At 61.0% G+C, this 15,612-nt stretch carries 13 protein-coding genes and 4 tRNA genes; 11 read left to right on the top strand and 6 right to left on the bottom strand.

The annotated features are described in order from the left end of the window. Window positions 1-7 precede the first annotated feature (7 nt). The 6 genes from clpB to ACIPO9_RS15570 all read left to right on the top strand — a co-directional run bounded on the left by clpB (window position 8) and on the right by ACIPO9_RS15570 (window position 3,987). Window positions 8-2,572 (top strand): ATP-dependent chaperone ClpB, encoded by a 2,565-nt coding sequence (clpB, locus tag ACIPO9_RS15595; protein ID WP_400605329.1) that lies wholly within the window; start codon window positions 8-10, stop codon window positions 2,570-2,572. A 426-nt stretch (window positions 2,573-2,998) separates the two neighbouring features. Continuing rightward, window positions 2,999-3,074 (top strand) — tRNA-Asn (locus tag ACIPO9_RS15590). A 20-nt stretch (window positions 3,075-3,094) separates the two neighbouring features. Further along, window positions 3,095-3,171, top strand: a tRNA-Pro gene (locus tag ACIPO9_RS15585). A gap of 6 nt (window positions 3,172-3,177) precedes the next feature. Further along, window positions 3,178-3,253, top strand: a tRNA-Lys gene (locus ACIPO9_RS15580). Window positions 3,254-3,348: 95 nt separating this feature from the next. Next, window positions 3,349-3,425, top strand: a tRNA-Pro gene (locus ACIPO9_RS15575). 280 nt (window positions 3,426-3,705) lie between these two features. Further along, window positions 3,706-3,987, top strand: a complete 282-nt coding sequence (locus ACIPO9_RS15570; protein WP_274133643.1) for a hypothetical protein — start codon at window positions 3,706-3,708, stop codon at window positions 3,985-3,987. Between the two features lie 37 nt (window positions 3,988-4,024). Here ACIPO9_RS15570 and pstS read toward each other — a convergent pair whose 3' ends face one another. Beyond that, window positions 4,025-5,059 carry a phosphate ABC transporter substrate-binding protein PstS gene (gene pstS / locus ACIPO9_RS15565; protein WP_400781895.1) on the bottom strand — a complete coding sequence of 345 codons (1,035 nt, stop codon included), beginning with the start codon at window positions 5,057-5,059 and terminating at the stop codon, window positions 4,025-4,027. A gap of 182 nt (window positions 5,060-5,241) precedes the next feature. Here pstS and ACIPO9_RS15560 point away from each other — a divergent pair, with 182 nt between their 5' ends. Further along, a complete protein-coding gene (locus ACIPO9_RS15560; RefSeq protein WP_274133642.1) occupies window positions 5,242-6,642 on the top strand; it encodes a diguanylate cyclase domain-containing protein in 1,401 nt (466 codons plus the stop codon). A 136-nt stretch (window positions 6,643-6,778) separates the two neighbouring features. Here the strand turns inward: ACIPO9_RS15560 and ACIPO9_RS15555 are convergent, their stop codons facing one another. The 4 genes from ACIPO9_RS15555 to ACIPO9_RS15540 all read right to left on the bottom strand — a co-directional run bounded on the left by ACIPO9_RS15555 (window position 6,779) and on the right by ACIPO9_RS15540 (window position 10,130). Continuing rightward, window positions 6,779-8,077 carry an NAD(P)/FAD-dependent oxidoreductase gene (locus ACIPO9_RS15555; protein WP_274133641.1) on the bottom strand — a complete coding sequence of 433 codons (1,299 nt, stop codon included), beginning with the start codon at window positions 8,075-8,077 and terminating at the stop codon, window positions 6,779-6,781. A 63-nt stretch (window positions 8,078-8,140) separates the two neighbouring features. After that, window positions 8,141-8,314 carry a DUF3094 family protein gene (locus ACIPO9_RS15550; protein ID WP_400605324.1) on the bottom strand — a complete coding sequence of 58 codons (174 nt, stop codon included), beginning with the start codon at window positions 8,312-8,314 and terminating at the stop codon, window positions 8,141-8,143. Window positions 8,315-8,459: 145 nt separating this feature from the next. Beyond that, window positions 8,460-9,089 carry a DUF1780 domain-containing protein gene (locus ACIPO9_RS15545; protein WP_274133640.1) on the bottom strand — a complete coding sequence of 210 codons (630 nt, stop codon included), beginning with the start codon at window positions 9,087-9,089 and terminating at the stop codon, window positions 8,460-8,462. Window positions 9,090-9,227: 138 nt separating this feature from the next. After that, entirely contained in the window at window positions 9,228-10,130 is a 903-nt protein-coding gene (locus tag ACIPO9_RS15540) for a helix-turn-helix transcriptional regulator (RefSeq protein WP_400606317.1), read from the bottom strand. A 322-nt stretch (window positions 10,131-10,452) separates the two neighbouring features. On the opposite strand from ACIPO9_RS15540, the gene ACIPO9_RS15535 reads away from it, so the two are divergent. The 4 genes from ACIPO9_RS15535 to ACIPO9_RS15520 all read left to right on the top strand — a co-directional run bounded on the left by ACIPO9_RS15535 (window position 10,453) and on the right by ACIPO9_RS15520 (window position 14,446). Continuing rightward, a complete protein-coding gene (locus ACIPO9_RS15535) occupies window positions 10,453-11,796 on the top strand; it encodes an MFS transporter (RefSeq protein ID WP_400781893.1) in 1,344 nt (447 codons plus the stop codon). Window positions 11,797-11,970: 174 nt separating this feature from the next. Then, window positions 11,971-12,666: a fumarylacetoacetate hydrolase family protein gene (locus ACIPO9_RS15530; protein ID WP_274133638.1), complete on the top strand. Its 696-nt coding sequence runs from the start codon at window positions 11,971-11,973 to the stop codon at window positions 12,664-12,666. A 30-nt stretch (window positions 12,667-12,696) separates the two neighbouring features. Next, window positions 12,697-13,461, top strand: a complete 765-nt coding sequence (locus ACIPO9_RS15525) for an SDR family oxidoreductase (RefSeq protein WP_400781890.1) — start codon at window positions 12,697-12,699, stop codon at window positions 13,459-13,461. Between the two features lie 31 nt (window positions 13,462-13,492). After that, window positions 13,493-14,446 carry a 2-hydroxyacid dehydrogenase gene (locus ACIPO9_RS15520; RefSeq protein WP_400781888.1) on the top strand — a complete coding sequence of 318 codons (954 nt, stop codon included), beginning with the start codon at window positions 13,493-13,495 and terminating at the stop codon, window positions 14,444-14,446. A 210-nt stretch (window positions 14,447-14,656) separates the two neighbouring features. Here ACIPO9_RS15520 and ACIPO9_RS15515 read toward each other — a convergent pair whose 3' ends face one another. Then, entirely contained in the window at window positions 14,657-15,556 is a 900-nt protein-coding gene (locus ACIPO9_RS15515) for a LysR family transcriptional regulator (RefSeq protein WP_274133635.1), read from the bottom strand. Between the last annotated feature and the right edge of the window lie 56 nt (window positions 15,557-15,612).

The raw sequence follows: 15,612 nt of genomic DNA, 5'->3' as shown, positions 1-15,612 counted from the left end.
GTGACCAATGCGTATTGACCGTTTAACCAGCAAATTACAGCTCGCTTTATCTGATTCCCAATCCCTGGCGGTGGGCATGGACCATCCCGCCATCGAGCCTGCGCACCTGATGCAGGCGCTGCTCGAACAGCAGGGTGGTTCGATCAAACCCCTGCTGCTGCAGGTCGGCTTCGACATCAACAGCCTGCGCAAGGCGTTGAGCAAGGAGCTGGACCAACTGCCGAAAATTCAAAACCCTACCGGCGACGTCAACATGTCGCAGGATCTGGCGCGCCTGCTCAACCAGGCCGACCGCCTGGCCCAGCAGAAGGGCGACCAGTTCATCTCCAGCGAACTGGTGTTGCTCGCCGCCATGGACGAGAACAGCAAGCTTGGCAAGCTGCTGCTCGGCCAGGGTGTGAGCAAGAAGGCGCTGGAAAACGCCATCAGCAACCTGCGCGGTGGCGATGCGGTCAACGACCCGAACGCCGAAGAGTCCCGTCAGGCGCTGGACAAATACACCGTCGACCTGACCAAGCGTGCCGAAGACGGCAAGCTCGACCCGGTGATCGGCCGTGACGACGAGATTCGCCGCACCATCCAGGTGTTGCAGCGTCGCACCAAGAACAACCCGGTACTGATCGGTGAGCCTGGGGTGGGTAAGACCGCCATTGCCGAGGGTCTGGCCCAGCGCATCATTAATGGCGAAGTGCCCGATGGCCTGCGGGGCAAACGCCTGTTGTCCCTGGACATGGGCGCGCTGATCGCCGGTGCCAAGTTCCGCGGTGAGTTCGAAGAGCGCCTGAAGGCCGTGCTCAACGAGCTGTCCAAGCAGGAAGGCCAGATCATCCTGTTCATCGACGAGCTGCACACAATGGTCGGCGCGGGCAAGGCCGAGGGTTCGATGGACGCCGGCAACATGCTCAAGCCGGCGCTGGCCCGTGGCGAGCTGCATTGCGTGGGCGCCACGACCCTCAACGAATACCGCCAATATATAGAGAAGGATGCGGCCCTCGAGCGGCGCTTCCAGAAAGTGCTGGTGGACGAGCCGAGCGAAGAGGACACCATCGCGATCCTGCGTGGCCTCAAGGAGCGCTACGAGGTCCACCACAAGGTGGCGATCACCGACGGCGCGATCATCGCGGCGGCCAAGCTCAGCCATCGCTACATCACTGACCGGCAACTGCCGGACAAGGCCATCGACCTGATTGACGAAGCCGCCAGCCGCATTCGCATGGAGATCGACTCCAAGCCCGAAGTGCTGGACCGCCTCGAACGCCGTCTGATTCAGCTCAAGGTTGAATCCCAGGCGCTGAAGAAGGAAGACGACGAGCCCGCGATCAAGCGCCTCGAAAAACTTCAGGAAGAAATCATCCGTCTGGAGCGTGAGTACGCCGATCTGGAAGAGATCTGGACTTCGGAAAAAGCCGAGGTCACAGGTTCTGCGCAGATCCAGCAGAAGATTGAACAGTCCCGTCAGGAGCTGGAAGCGGCGCGCCGCCGTGGCGACCTCAATCGCATGGCCGAGCTGCAATACGGGGTGATTCCGGATCTGGAGCGCAGCCTGCAGATGGTCGACCAGCACGGCAAGCCTGAGAACCAGTTGCTGCGCAGCAAGGTGACCGAGGAAGAAATCGCCGAGGTGGTTTCCAAGTGGACCGGCATTCCTGTGTCGAAGATGCTCGAGGGCGAGCGCGACAAGCTGCTGAAGATGGAAAGCCTGCTGCATGAGCGGGTGATCGGACAGAACGAGGCCGTGGTGGCGGTTTCCAACGCGGTGCGTCGTTCCCGTGCCGGATTGTCCGACCCGAATCGCCCCAGCGGCTCGTTCATGTTCCTGGGCCCGACCGGCGTGGGCAAGACCGAGCTGTGCAAGGCGCTGGCGGAGTTCCTGTTCGACACCGAGGAAGCGATGGTGCGCATCGACATGTCCGAGTTCATGGAGAAGCATTCCGTGGCACGGCTGATCGGTGCGCCACCGGGCTACGTCGGCTATGAAGAGGGCGGCTACCTGACCGAGGCGGTGCGTCGCAAGCCGTATTCGGTAATCCTGCTGGACGAGGTCGAGAAGGCCCATCCGGACGTCTTCAACATTCTGTTGCAGGTGCTTGAAGATGGTCGTCTGACCGACAGCCACGGCCGCACCGTCGATTTCCGTAACACGGTGATCGTCATGACCTCCAACCTGGGCTCTGCACGAATCCAGGAGCTGGTGGGTGATCGCGAGGCGCAGCGTGCTGCGGTGATGGACGCCCTGACGACGCATTTCCGTCCGGAGTTCATCAACCGGGTCGACGAAGTAGTGATCTTCGAGCCGCTGGGCCATGACCAGATCGCGGGTATTACCGAGATCCAGCTGGGCCGTTTGCGTCAGCGCCTGGCTGAGCGTGACCTGAGCCTTGAACTGGCGCCTGAGGCGCTGGAGAAACTGATCGCGGTGGGTTACGACCCGGTGTATGGCGCACGGCCACTCAAGCGTGCGATCCAGCGCTGGATCGAAAACCCGCTGGCGCAGTTGATCCTGTCGGGCAGCTTCATGCCTGGCACCAGCATCAAGGGCACGGTAGTGGACGACGAGATCGCGTTCGTCTGATTGGCTTCTATATAGAAAGACGAGGGCGCTCCTGATGGGCGCCCTTTTTATTGCCCGTAGCAGCACGGCTTGCCGGCGGGAGCGGTGTGTCAGTGAAGGATGGATTGGCTGACACACCGTCCCCGCCGGCAAGCCGTGCTGCTACGGACAAGATCTGCGCTTGTCTCGGACCTGTTTTTTGCGGCCAGGAGGCCTTCTCGAAAAAAAGTTGCAAATCATTGGATTAAAAGCAATTTAGAGGGTTGACACCTGTTTCTGGGAATGTAGAATAGCGCGCCTCAGAGACGTGAACGCAGCGATGCAGACAGGTCGAAGAGGCTGAAAATGCAGTAGATTCAGGGCAGTAGGTGCGGGATTCGTTTCGCAAAGAAGTACTGAATTTGTTGTATCGAAGCGCGTCAAACGCTGCATCTGAAATTGAATAGTTCCGTGATAGCTCAGTCGGTAGAGCAAATGACTGTTAATCATTGGGTCCCAGGTTCGAGTCCTGGTCACGGAGCCAATTTCCAGAAGTAGTACCGTCGGGGTATAGCGCAGTCCGGTAGCGCGCCTGCTTTGGGAGCAGGATGTCAGGAGTTCGAATCCCCTTACCCCGACCATTTTTTGGGTCGTTAGCTCAGTTGGTAGAGCAGTTGGCTTTTAACCAATTGGTCGTAGGTTCGAATCCTACACGACCCACCATTTTTGGCCTGGCTTCATCGGGTTGAATCTTAGGGAGTGACGTCAGTTGCGTCACCCGCTTGAAATACGCCCCAAGGGGCGTATTTTTGTAACACCGGGGTATAGCGCAGTCCGGTAGCGCGCCTGCTTTGGGAGCAGGATGTCAGGAGTTCGAATCCCCTTACCCCGACCATTTTCGCCCAGGCTGTATCCGGGTAGAAAACAAGGTCACAGCGCCACTCGCGCTGAGCCAACAAAAAAGGCGTCCTTCGGGGCGCCTTTTTTCGTTTCCGGCTTTTCAATCCCCGCACCCGTTAGCCTTTGCGCCGTTGATGGCGGCACTGCCTGGCATTCTGCTGCTTTTCGCTATATGAAAATATATACAGCGCTAGGTATCATTGGCAGCCATTCGACGGCTTCGCCTGCTTGCGAGGCGTCTATCACGCAGAAAACCTCATCAATGAGACACCACCATGAGGCACAGCAGAAACATCCGCAGCTATCCCTACACCGCTTGGGTGTTGACCCGCAGCTTCGTCGTGCTTGAAGTCGAATTGGTCGGCCCTACGGCGGACGGCCAGAACGACCGCTCCATCAAGGGCAAATGGTACGCACCGGACAGCCTGTTTGATTCCCACGAGGCTGCGGTGGAGGCAGGGCGCTCGCGCATCGAGCAGGCACGCGCGGAAATCGCCAGGAAGTCCGCAGTGCTGGAAGAGAAGAGCGCGTTGCTCGACCGATTGTCAGGGCGGTGAGCGCAGGGTTTCTGCGCTCACCTGGTCAATCTGCGGTTTATTGCGCCTTGGGGGCGTCGCCCCAGTAGGCTTCGATCTGGTTCTTCAGGTCACCGGGGATAGGTGCGAAGTCCAGCGCCCGTGCGTGATCCTGACCGCTTTCCAAAGTCCAGCGGAAAAAGTCCTGTACGGTTTTCTGACGATCGGCGTTCTTGGGCTGCTTGTACATGACGATGAACGTCGCGGCGGTGATGGGGTAGGCGTTGTCGCCCGGCGCGTTGAGCATCGACAGGTCGAAATCCTTGGCGCTTTTCCAGTCGGCCGTGGCGGCAGCGGCCTGGAAGCTTTCAGTGCTTGGTGCAACGAAATGCCCGGCGGCGTTCTGCAACAGGCCGAAGTTCAGGCCCTGCTGTTTGATGTAGGCGTATTCGACGTAGCCAATGGAGTTCGGCATCTTCTTCACGTAGGACGCCACGCCCTCACTGCCTTTGCTGCCGATGCCCACCGGCCACTTCACCGAAGTGCCCGAGCCCACCTTGCTCTTCCAGTCGTTGCTGACCTTGGACAGGTAGCTCGCCCAGTTGAACGTGGTGCCCGAATCATCCGAGCGGTACACGACGTTGATCTTGTCGGCAGGCAGCTTCATCTCCGGGTTCAGCGCCGCCAGGGCAGGGTCGTTCCACTGGGTGATCTTGCCCAGGTAGATGTCGGCCAGCACCGGGCCGCTGAACTTGAGGCTGCCGGGTTTGATCGACGCTACGTTGATCACCGGCACCACACCGCCAATCACCGACGGGAATTGTTGCAGGCCCAGCGTCTGCAGATCGGCCGAGCGCAGTGGCATGTCGGTGGCGCCGAAGTCCACTGCGCCTTCCTTGATCTGAGCCACGCCAGCACCTGAACCGATGCTCTGATAGTTCACTTTGACGCCGGTCTTCTGGTCGTAGTCAGTGGCCCACTTGTAGAGCACCGGATAGATGAAGGTGGAGCCCGCGCCGGTCACTTCCTGTGCCGCGCTGGCGCCGTTCATCAGAGAGAGGTTCAGTGCAATGCCAAGGCCGGTAGCCAGCATCAAGCGGGAGCGTTGAAACATGAATGTTTTCCTGTGATCGAACGATTCGGGTGTGATGTCTCAATGGGATCACAGTAAACAGAACGTTTTTATGACAGGAAGTAACCGAGTGCACCCTTCGGGGCGCGGGCCTCGGATCCGTGCGCATTGCCGGCACCCGGTATAGACTCCAGTCAGTCTTTTCAGGACCGGCCCATCGATATATGAAAGCGCCCACTCCTCCATACGAAACAGAGCGCCTCGAAGCGCTTCGCAATCTTGAAATCCTCGACACGCCAGCGGAGGCCTCGCTGGACCGCATCACCCGCCTGGTCGCCCGTGTGCTCGACGTGCCCATTGCCCTGGTTTCGCTGGTGGATGAAGACCGCCAGTGGTTCAAATCCCGCGAAGGGCTGGAGGCCAGCGAGACGCCTCGGGAAATGGCCTTCTGCGCCCACGCCATCCTGCAAACCTCCCCGTTGGTGATACCGGACGCCGCCGAAGACGACCGTTTTCGCGATAACCAACTGGTGACCGGCGCGCCGCACATCCGCTTCTACGCCGGCGTGCCGATCCGCACCAGCAAGGGTTTTGCCGTGGGCACCCTGTGCGCCATCGACGAGCGGCCCCGGCAACTGACCCAGGAAGAAATCGACACCCTGCGTGACCTGGCCGACATCGTCAGCCGCGAGGTGCAACTGCGGGAAAACCTGATGCTGGCGCGCAGGCAGCGCAACCGCTCCGAGGCGCTGTTCCGCGCCAGTGAGGCCGGCTATCGCTCGATGTTCGAACTGGCGTCGGTGGGCATCGCCCTGGTCGCGCCCGATGGTGGCTGGATCAACGTCAACCGCGCGCTGTGCGAGATCATCGGCTACAGCGCAGCGGAGCTTGAACTGCTGACCTTTCAGGACATCACCCACCCCGATGACCTGAACACCGACATGGAGCATCTGCAGCAGTTGATCGACAGCAAGATCGATCACTACCAGATGGAAAAGCGCTACCTGCGCAAGGACGGCAATTCGGTGTGGGTCAACCTGAGCGTGACCAAGAAGCTGTCAGGCGAAGGGGATCTGGAATACTTCATCTCCATCATCCAGAACATTCAGGCGCGCAAGGAGCTTGAGCAGGAAGCCCGGCATGATGCGCTCACCGGGCTGTACAACCGCCGTGCGCTGGAGGCGCTGCTGCCGATCGCCCAGGCCCGTGCCGACCGCTCGATGCTGCAAATGGCGCTGATGTTCATCGATCTGGATGGTTTCAAAGGGATCAACGACACCTACGGCCACGATGCGGGGGATGACTTGCTGCGCACCATCGCCGTGCGCCTGCAAAGCTGCGTGCGACGGACCGACAGCCTGGTGCGTCTGGCGGGAGACGAGTTCATCGTGATTCTCGAAGGGATCGTGCCGGGTGCGGATGAAGCGCGGGAAGTCGCGAAGAAACTGCTGGCGGCCATTGGCGAGCCGATCATCATCAAGGGCGACGTGATCCGCAGCAATGCCAGCGTGGGGTTTGCGATGTACGAACCGGGCTCCGGCAAGGAGCAGGACGAACTGATGCGCGAGGCCGACCGGTGGATGTACAAGGCCAAGCATCTGGGCAAGGGGCGGGTAATGCCGTAGGGGAACCCCGTAGGAGCGCGCTTGCCCGCGACAGCGTTGGATCAGCCACCAGCCATGCAGGCTGTGCCGACGCCGTCGCGGGCAAGCGCGCTCCTACAGAGCCTTTTGCAGCGGCCCGTAGCAGCAAGCCTCGATATCAGTGCAGCTTCATCCGCGGCTCGGTGCCGCGTCCGATCCGGCTGCCGAGCATCAACATCAAGGTGCGGAACGTGCCGTACAGCGCCATCTGGTGCATGCGGTACAGCGAGACGTAGAACATCCGCGCCAGCCAGCCCTCGAGCATGACGCTGCCGGTCAGGTTGCCCATCAGGTTACCCACCGCCGAGAACTTCGACAGCGAAATCAGCGAGCCGTAGTCCTTGTAGCTGTACTCGGGCAACTCACCGCCCTCGATCCGCAGCTTCAACGATTTCACCAGCAGGGACGCCTGTTGGTGCGCGGCCTGGGCCCGTGGCGGCACGTTGCGGTCGGTGCCTTTTTGCGGGCAGGCGGCGCAATCGCCGAAGGCGAAGATGTTGTCGTCGCGGGTGGTTTGCAGCGTCGGGCGCACCTGCAACTGATTGATGCGGTTGGTCTCAAGCCCGGCGATACCTTCCAGGAACGCCGGAGCGCGGATGCCCGCCGCCCACACTTTCAGCGTCGCCGGAATCAACTGGCCGGTGTTGGTGACCAGGCCTTCAGCCGTCACTTCGCTGACCGCCGAGTTGGTCAGCACCGTGACCCCCAGTTTTTCCAGGGTCTTGTGCACCGGCCCGCCAATCCGCTCAGGCAGTGCTGGCAACACGCGAGGGCCCGCTTCGATCACAGTGATGCGCAGGTTCTCGGGCTTGATCTGGCCCAGCCCGTAGGCGGCCAGTTCGTGGGCGGCGTTGTGCAGCTCGGCGGCGAGCTCGACCCCGGTCGCACCGGCGCCGACGATGGCCACGTTGATTTCTTCAGTGGCCGCCAGCTCGCTTGCGTGGGCGCGCAGGTAGCGATTGAGCAGTTGTTGATGGAAGCGCTCGGCCTGCTTGCGCGTGTCCAGGAACAGGCAGTGCTCGGCCGCACCCTTGGTGCCGAAATCGTTGGTGGTGCTGCCGACCGAAATCACCAGCGAGTCGTAATCCAGGCTGCGCGCCGGAACCAGTTCGTCGCCGTTTTCATCCAGTGTGGCCGCCAGGTGAATCTGCTTGTGCTCGCGATCCAGCCCCGTCATGCGGCCCAACTGGAACTGAAAATGGTTCCACTTGGCCTGCGCCACGTAGTTCAGCTCGTCCTCGTAGGAGTTGAGCGAACCTGCGGCCACTTCGTGCAGCAGCGGTTTCCAGATGTGCGTCAGATTGGCGTCCACCAGCGTGACGCTGGCCGTGCCTTTCTTGCCCAGGGTTTTACCCAGGCGGGTAGCCAGCTCCAGACCACCAGCGCCTCCGCCGACGATCACGATACGATGAGTCATGGGGATATCTCATAAGGCTTAAGGAATTCTCTTTGGGCGCAATCTGCGCGAGCGCAAGGCAGCTCATAGCGTCAGATAGCTCAACAGGCGGCTCAACAAGCCCAACCCGATCACCACCGCAAGCACAATCACAAGGAGCAGCCAGGGCCTAAAAGGCCGGCGCTCGACTTGGTGCTGGGGCGCGCGAAGGTACTCTTCGACACGCTTTTGGTCTTCGGGGTTCAGGCGGCTTGTCATATGAGCCTCGTCATGAACAATTGATCGACGTCAAACGCTGGCGTCGTGCAAAGCATTACATTCGTTGACGCCCTGCTGCGGCTTTTCGATACAGCAGATTTCGCGTCGGATTCCGCTTTGTAACATTCGCACGGGAAATCCGCCATCACAGGCTGATGCCCACATCGAACACCACGCTGCGCCCCAGGTTGGTCCGCAGAAAATCCGGTGCATCGGGGTGGGCGAACAGCACGCGGGCGAAGGTCGGCCCCACCAGCGACAGCGAACGCCAGCCCTGGCGCAGGTACTCGGTGGGCGGGGGGAAATGGCTGTTCAGGTCCAGCACTTCGCGCTTGAGGCTGGCGAAGGCGATGATGTCCAGTTCGCTCAGGTCCAGGCCGCGTTCCTTGTAGTTGTGGGCCTTCTTGCGCAAGGTCGGGCCCAGGCGCCGCAACAGGTCCGAGGCCGGAATACGCTTGGGCTTGGCCTCGCGACGTACCAGTTGGCTCAGGGAAAACGCACTGCGCCGACGCTGCAGCTCTTCGCGCCATTCGTCGTTGAGCCTGCGACCCTCATCGAGCACGAAAAACACCTCGAAACAGGCATCGCGAAACAACACGTCCGGGGGTTCCTGGCCGGCTGGCAGGAAGTCTTCGTTGCGGTGAGGGATGTTCAGGCCCTGCAGCAAACGCTGGCACACCCAGCGCTCGCGCTCCCATTTACGCGCGTTGGACAGGAAGGTGTTGGCCTGCTCGGCCTGGATCGTCAACAGACGCAGGTAATCGGAGTCATCCATGAGGAAGAGCTTAGCGCTCTGGCGTGAAGATGGAACCTAAATTCAATACCGACCTGTAGGAGCGCGCTTGCCCGCGACGGCGGTGGATCAGCCACCACCGACGTTTCAGACATACCGCCATCGCGGGCAAGCGCGCTCCTACAAATCTCTCTGCTTGCGGAATTGCCCAGGCGGCATGCCGTGGGCGTGGCGAAAGCGCCTGGAGAAGTAGGCCTCATCGGCAAACCCGCATAATCTCGCGACTTCTCCCACAGGCTTGCTGCCGTTGAGCAGCAGCGTGCGCGCCAAGTGCATGCGCCGTTCCAGCACCAATTCGCTGAAGGTCTTGCCCACTTCCTTGCGCAGCCAGTGGGTCAGGTAATTGGGTGAGAGAAACGCCGCAGAAGCAGCTTTCTTCAGGCTCAAATCCGGGTCACTGAGGTTCTTGCGCACGTACTCGGACATCCGCGCCAGGGCGTCACGCCGGCTGCGCTCGGCGGCATTGTCGTCGGCCATGAGTTTGATCGGTTCGGCATAGAGTTCGCAGACCGTGCCGATCAATTGCAACAGGCAACCCTTGAGGATTTCCCGAGTGCCGAACTGGCGGTTCTGATCGAGTCTGCGCATGCGGTCGAGCAAGCGCTCGATTTCGGCGAATTGCTCGGCGTCCAGGGTGAAGTCCAGATGCTCCTGAAAGCGAAACGGCGACAGCTCCGGCGCCAGCGCGATGGCGACGTCTTCCAGATCCAGCGGGTCGCACTGCAACTGCGGCAGCAGAAAAGTCTGGGCAAAGTTGATGAGCAGGAAGTTGCCTTCCGGCGGATGAGGGATCAGATGCAGTTTGTGCGGCAGGATGAACGCCAGCGTATTGCGCGGAAAGGGCCGAACCACGCCGCCGATGTGCTGCACCGTATCGCCGCCCAGGTTGATCTGGATCTGAAAATACTCATGGCGATGGGGCGCGGTTTCCGGCTTGCCTTCGGTCTTGCCACGGATATAGAAGTCCGGACGCTCGCTGCGTTGCTGCATGCCATAGGTGGGCGCGCGGGTCGCTGAATCCATCGTGCGGTTCCTCGTTGTTCTGGATGCATTGTCGGTTGTCCTATGACTTCCTTCAAACCTTTCTTTTGACACCGTCAGGATTTTCTGTCCAAAAAATCCACTTTCACCTAAGCCACTAAAAACGGCTCTAGCACGGTGTTTGCGAGCGAAATTTCAAGCTTTCAGCCGCGCTTTGTCCTTCAGAAATTTCTTGGACAAACAATAAGCCGCCATCTCTGAAATTTAAAAACGTTCTAAGCGGCGTCTTGTTTAAAACCAGTCGTACGATAAGTTAAAGGGGCGCTTCATCACTCGATTCCAATAAAAACAACGAGGAATTCTCATGTCGAGCAACCCTGACATTCAGGCGATGGATGCGGTCGTGGCCGCTCCAAAAGCCGCCGCTCCCGCCCGCCCGACCACCCACCGGCGCTGGTTCATGCTCTCGCTGCTGCTGATCGCGACGATCATCAACTACGTGGACCGGGTCAACATCTCCATCGCCGCGCCGTTCATGGCCAAGGATCTGGGACTGGATAAAGTCCAGATGGGCTTGATCTTCTCGGCATTCGCCTGGACCTACGCCTTCGCCCTGGTGCCCGCAGGATTTATCGCCGACCGCTTCGGATCGCGCCTGACCTATGGTGTGTCGCTGATTTCCTGGTCGGCGGTCACCGTGTGCCAAGGGCTGGCGGGCGGCTTTGCCTCGCTGTTTGGTCTTCGTCTGGCCGTTGGCGCGATGGAAGCGCCTGCATTTCCGGCCAACAGCCGCGCGGTGACGGTCTGGTTTCCGGCCCGTGAGCGGGGCATGGCCAGCAGTATCTACGTCTGCGGCCAGTACCTGGGCACGGCGTTGTTTACTGGCCTGTTGCTGTGGCTGGCGACAACTTACGACTGGCGCCACGTGTTCTATAGCACCGGTATCGTCGGCATCCTGTTTGGTATCGCCTGGCTTTACCTGTACCGCGATCCGCTGAACTGCAAGAAGGTCAGCAAGGAGGAACTCGAATACATCGAGGCGGGCGGCGGCCTGGTCAAAAGCAGCCAGGACAAGAACAAATTCAAATGGGCGCAGATCGCCGAGCTGTTTCAATATCGTCAGGTCTGGGCTATCTGCATCGGCAAATTCGCCAATACCTCGGTGCTGTATTTCTTCCTGACGTGGTTCCCCACCTACCTGATCGAAGAGCGTCATCTGACCATGGTCAAAGTCGGCATCTTCGCGGTGTTGCCATTCATCGGCGCCACGGTGGGGGTGTTGTTGGCGGGTATCGTGTCCGACTGGCTGATCCGGCGCGGTGTTTCGCTGTCCTTCGCTCGCAAATTGCCGCTGGTGGTGGGCTCGGCGCTGGGCATGTCGATCATGCTGGTGAACTTCACCGACTCCAACACGGTGTGCATCGCGCTGTTGACCATTGCATTCTTCGCGCAAGGCATCGCTTCGGCTTCGTGGGCCGCAGTGTCTGAAATCGCCCCGAAACAGCTGATCGGCCTGACCGGTGGCGTCACCAGCCTGGCAGCGAACATTGGCGGCATCGTCACCCCCATCGTCATCGGTCAGATCCTGCATGTAACCGGTGGTTTCGCCTGGGCGTTCTGGTTCATCGGCGGTCTGGCGTGCATGGGTTCGCTGTCGTATTCACTGCTGCTGGGGCGCATTTATCGCATTGAATTGAAGGCTCGCTGAGTCTTGAGAATGTGTGTGTGACTTTCTGCCGAATTGGGCAAAGGCGTACGTGAGTGCGCCTTTTTTCTGCCCTCGACATTGAGTTTTTTAGTCCAGCGCGAACACGGTTTTGTCCAACTTTCACCCGTTTGCATCCCGTAGTCTCTGGATGAAACGGGCCCCCAAGGAACACCCATGAACAACTTCGTATTCGAACCCCTGCGCACTTCCAGCCTGCCGGTTGCCGACAGCGACGCGCGCTTTCCCGTTGCCCGGGTGTTTTGCCTGGGGCGCAACTATCACTGGGGCGATTCGCTGAATGCCGCCCGGGAAGTGCCGGCGTTTTTCATGAAGCCTGCCACTTCGGTCATCGATGCCACCGGAGAGCTGGGGTTTCCCTCCCAGACCGACCAGTTCTGCCATGAAATCGAACTGGTGGTGGCCATCGGCAAAGACGGGTTTCAGATCAGTGAAGCCCAGGCCCTTGAACACGTCTGGGGCTATGCCGCAGGCCTGGACCTGACCCGCCGTGATTTGCAGATGGCGGCCAAGGCGGTGGGCAATCCGTGGGAGCCGGCCAAGGCGTTCGACGGCTCCGCGCCGATCACCCCAATCCGCTCGGTGCAAGTCCATGGCCATCCGCGGCAAGGCGCGATCTGGCTCAGCGTCAACGGCGTCGAGCGCCAGCGTTCGGACCTTGAAAGCCAGATCTGGTCGGTGGCGGAGATCGTCAGCCAGCTCTCTCATTCGGTCGGCCTGCGCGCGGGCGACCTGGTCATGACCGGCACGCCGCCTGGCGTTGCATCGCTGCAAGAGGGCGATGTCATCCAGGGCGGTATCGACGGCATTGGCACATTCGAAGTTCGGGTCGGCAGCCGTCGCGCTGCCTGACCCATTCCCACAGGCAAAAGGAGAACAACAATGACAGAACAATCTCTCTCGAAAATCGCCCTGGTCACCGGCGCAGGCAGCGGTATCGGTCGTGCCGTGGCGTTGGGCCTCCTGGAAGACGGCTACAAGGTGGTGGTGACCGGGCGTCGCATCGAGCCGCTGGAAGAACTGGTCGCACTGGCCCGCGAGCAGGGCGGCGAGGCGCTGGCGGTGTCCACCGATGTTCGCGATCCGGCCAGTGTCGACCGCCTGTTCGCGACCATCGAGGAGGTCTACGGCCGGCTCGATGTGGTGTTCAACAACGCAGGCGTCAATGCCCCTGCGGTGCCGATGGACGAGCTGCCGGTGGCAAAGTGGCTGAGCGTGATCGACACCAACGTCACCGGGGTTTTCCTGTGCAGCCGTGGCGCCTTCGGCCTGATGCGCAAGCAGTCGCCTCAGGGTGGCCGGATCATCAACAACGGTTCGATTTCGGCCCACGTGCCTCGTCCGTTCACCGCGCCTTATACCGCCAGCAAACACGCCGTGCTGGGCCTGACCAAAAGCCTGGCGCTGGATGGCCGCGAGTTCAATATCGCCTGCAGCCAGATCGACATCGGCAACGCGCTCACCGAGCTGTCGGTGCGCATGACCAAAGGCGTGCGCCAGGCCAACGGCACGACCGCGGTCGAGCCTATGATCGACGTCAAGCACATCGCCGATGCCGTGCGTTACATCTCGGCGCTGCCGCTGTCGGCCAACGTCCTGAACATGACCGTGATGGCCACCAACATGCCTTTCGTGGGCCGTGGCTGAACCTGTCTGAACCGATATGAGCGAGGCATCGATGAAACCAGAAATCCTGCAACTGAGCCCCATTCTGATCCCGGAAGTCAACGCGCGCCTGAACGAGCTGTACACCGTGCGCCCGTACTTCCAGCAGACCGACAAAGCTGCCTACCTGCGTGAGCATGGCGCCAACATTCGTGGTGTGGTCACTGGCGGACACACTGGCATCACTCGTGCTGTCATGGAGCAACTGCCCAAGGTGGAAGTGATCGCGGTCAACGGCGTTGGCACTGATGCGGTCGATCTGGCCTATGCCCGGGACCGTGGCATCCGCGTGACTGCCACCATCGGCGCGCTCACCGAAGACGTCGCCGACCTTGCCATCGGCTTGCTGATCTCGGCCTGCCGCGGCCTGGGCACGGGCGACCGTTATGTGCGTTCAGGGGAGTGGGCCAGAACTTCGACGCCGCTGGTGCCGCTGCCACTGGCAAGGCAGTTCAGCGGCATGCGCGTGGGCATCGTCGGGCTGGGCCGGGTAGGGCGCGCAGTCGCCACTCGCGCCGCGGCGTTCGGCTGCCCGATCAGCTACACCGACCTCAACGAAATGAGCGACGTACCCTACACCTTCGTCAGCGATCTGGTGGAACTGGCTCGTCAAAGCGACGCGCTGATCGTCGCGGCAGCAGCCGACAAGGCCAAGGGCATCATCAACGCCAATGTGCTCGCGGCGTTGGGGACTGAGGGTTACCTGATCAACGTGGCCCGCGGCAGCCTGGTCAACGAGCCCGAGCTGATCGCAGCTCTTGAGTCCGGGTCGATTGCCGGTGCGGGACTGGACGTGTTCGTCGACGAGCCCCACGTGCCAGAGGCATTGTTTGGGCTGGAAACGGTCATCCTGCAACCCCACCGCGCCAGCGCAACCGTGCAGACGCGCACGCGTATGGGCCACATGGTGCTCGCCAGCCTGGCAGCGGTATTGAACGGCCAGGAGCCCGTCGGCGCCGTCGCGTGAAACACCGACCCGTAGCAGTCCGGCCTGCCGGCGTCGGCGCCCTCAAGATCGCAATCGCCGGCAAGCCGGACTGCTACGAGTGATTTGAATGTCCCCAATGTGTACTGGCCCACCGCTCCGTAGCAGCACGGCTTGCCGGCGTCGGCGTCCTCAAGATCGCTCCCGCTGGCAAGCCATGCTGCTACGGGATTTGTGGGGTACTGGATAGGGTCAGAATCCCGCCGACCCCAACGCCAATTCCTCGACCAGAAAATCAATGAACGCGCGGGTTTTCATCGGCACACGGCGTGCTGACGGATATACCGCGTTCACCGAAATCGCCGGCGCCTGCCATTCGCACAACACCGGCTTGAGCCGGCCATCGGCCACAGCCCTTTCGACGATGAAGTTGGGCAGCAGCGCGATGCCCATCCCCGACACTGCCGCTTGCGCGAGGATATCCCCGTTGTTGGCGTGAAGCGGGCCGCTGACCGTCACGCGCTGGGTTTCCTTGCCGTTGCACAGTTGCAGGCTGATGCCGCTTTGCAGGTAGCCGTAGCTGAGGAACTGATGGCTGGCCAGGTCCTTGGGCGACTGCGGCGTGCCGTGCCTGGCCAGATACTCCGGCGAGGCAACCATCACCCGTGGCGCCGGTGCCAGGGAGCGGGCCACCATGGAAGAGTCGGGCAGGCTGGCAATCCGGATGGTGACATCAAACCCGCCTTTCACCGGATCGACCTGCTGGTCACTGAGTACAATCTGCAGCTCGACATTGGGATGCAATTCGTTGAAGCGCGGCAGCAACGGCCCCAGCCGGCTCAGGCCAAACGACATCGGCGCGTTGACGCGCAGCACGCCGCGGATCTCGCCCATTCCGGTGCGGGCGCGCTGTTCGGCTTCGTCCAGCGAGGCGATGACATCACGACAGGCGTCGTAGTACTCGGCGCCGGCTTCGGTGAGATGCAGGCTGCGTGTAGTACGTTGCAACAATTGCACGCCGATGGCTTCTTCCAGCGCCTGGATCTGTTTGCTGACTTTCGAGCGGGGCACGTCCAGTGCGCGGGCGGCTGCGGCGAAACCGTTGGCGCCCACCGTGGCGACGAACGCGCGCATGCATTCGATGCGATCCATAGATGTCTCTTGGCTGGAAACAATGAGCGCCAAGTCTATGGATTCACACCCAAAAA

This window comes from Pseudomonas sp. NPDC090203 (assembly GCF_044746765.1).
Classification (GTDB): Bacteria; Pseudomonadota; Gammaproteobacteria; order Pseudomonadales; family Pseudomonadaceae; genus Aquipseudomonas; species Aquipseudomonas putida_AD.
The sequence above is the reverse complement of the archived record's forward strand: the minus strand, read 5'-3'. Positions and strand labels throughout refer to the sequence as shown.

Excerpts from the sequence above, each read along its gene's own strand:
- clpB (WP_400605329.1), top strand. The coding sequence starts at position 8 with ATGCGTATTGACCGTTTAACCAGCAAATTACAGCTCGCTTTATCTGAT.
- ACIPO9_RS15570 (WP_274133643.1), top strand. The coding sequence starts at position 3,706 with ATGAGGCACAGCAGAAACATCCGCAGCTATCCCTACACCGCTTGGGTG.
- pstS (WP_400781895.1), bottom strand. The coding sequence starts at position 5,059 with ATGTTTCAACGCTCCCGCTTGATGCTGGCTACCGGCCTTGGCATTGCA.
- ACIPO9_RS15560 (WP_274133642.1), top strand. The coding sequence starts at position 5,242 with ATGAAAGCGCCCACTCCTCCATACGAAACAGAGCGCCTCGAAGCGCTT.
- ACIPO9_RS15555 (WP_274133641.1), bottom strand. The coding sequence starts at position 8,077 with ATGACTCATCGTATCGTGATCGTCGGCGGAGGCGCTGGTGGTCTGGAG.
- ACIPO9_RS15550 (WP_400605324.1), bottom strand. The coding sequence starts at position 8,314 with ATGACAAGCCGCCTGAACCCCGAAGACCAAAAGCGTGTCGAAGAGTAC.
- ACIPO9_RS15545 (WP_274133640.1), bottom strand. The coding sequence starts at position 9,089 with ATGGATGACTCCGATTACCTGCGTCTGTTGACGATCCAGGCCGAGCAG.
- ACIPO9_RS15540 (WP_400606317.1), bottom strand. The coding sequence starts at position 10,130 with ATGGATTCAGCGACCCGCGCGCCCACCTATGGCATGCAGCAACGCAGC.
- ACIPO9_RS15535 (WP_400781893.1), top strand. The coding sequence starts at position 10,453 with ATGTCGAGCAACCCTGACATTCAGGCGATGGATGCGGTCGTGGCCGCT.
- ACIPO9_RS15530 (WP_274133638.1), top strand. The coding sequence starts at position 11,971 with ATGAACAACTTCGTATTCGAACCCCTGCGCACTTCCAGCCTGCCGGTT.
- ACIPO9_RS15525 (WP_400781890.1), top strand. The coding sequence starts at position 12,697 with ATGACAGAACAATCTCTCTCGAAAATCGCCCTGGTCACCGGCGCAGGC.
- ACIPO9_RS15520 (WP_400781888.1), top strand. The coding sequence starts at position 13,493 with ATGAAACCAGAAATCCTGCAACTGAGCCCCATTCTGATCCCGGAAGTC.
- ACIPO9_RS15515 (WP_274133635.1), bottom strand. The coding sequence starts at position 15,556 with ATGGATCGCATCGAATGCATGCGCGCGTTCGTCGCCACGGTGGGCGCC.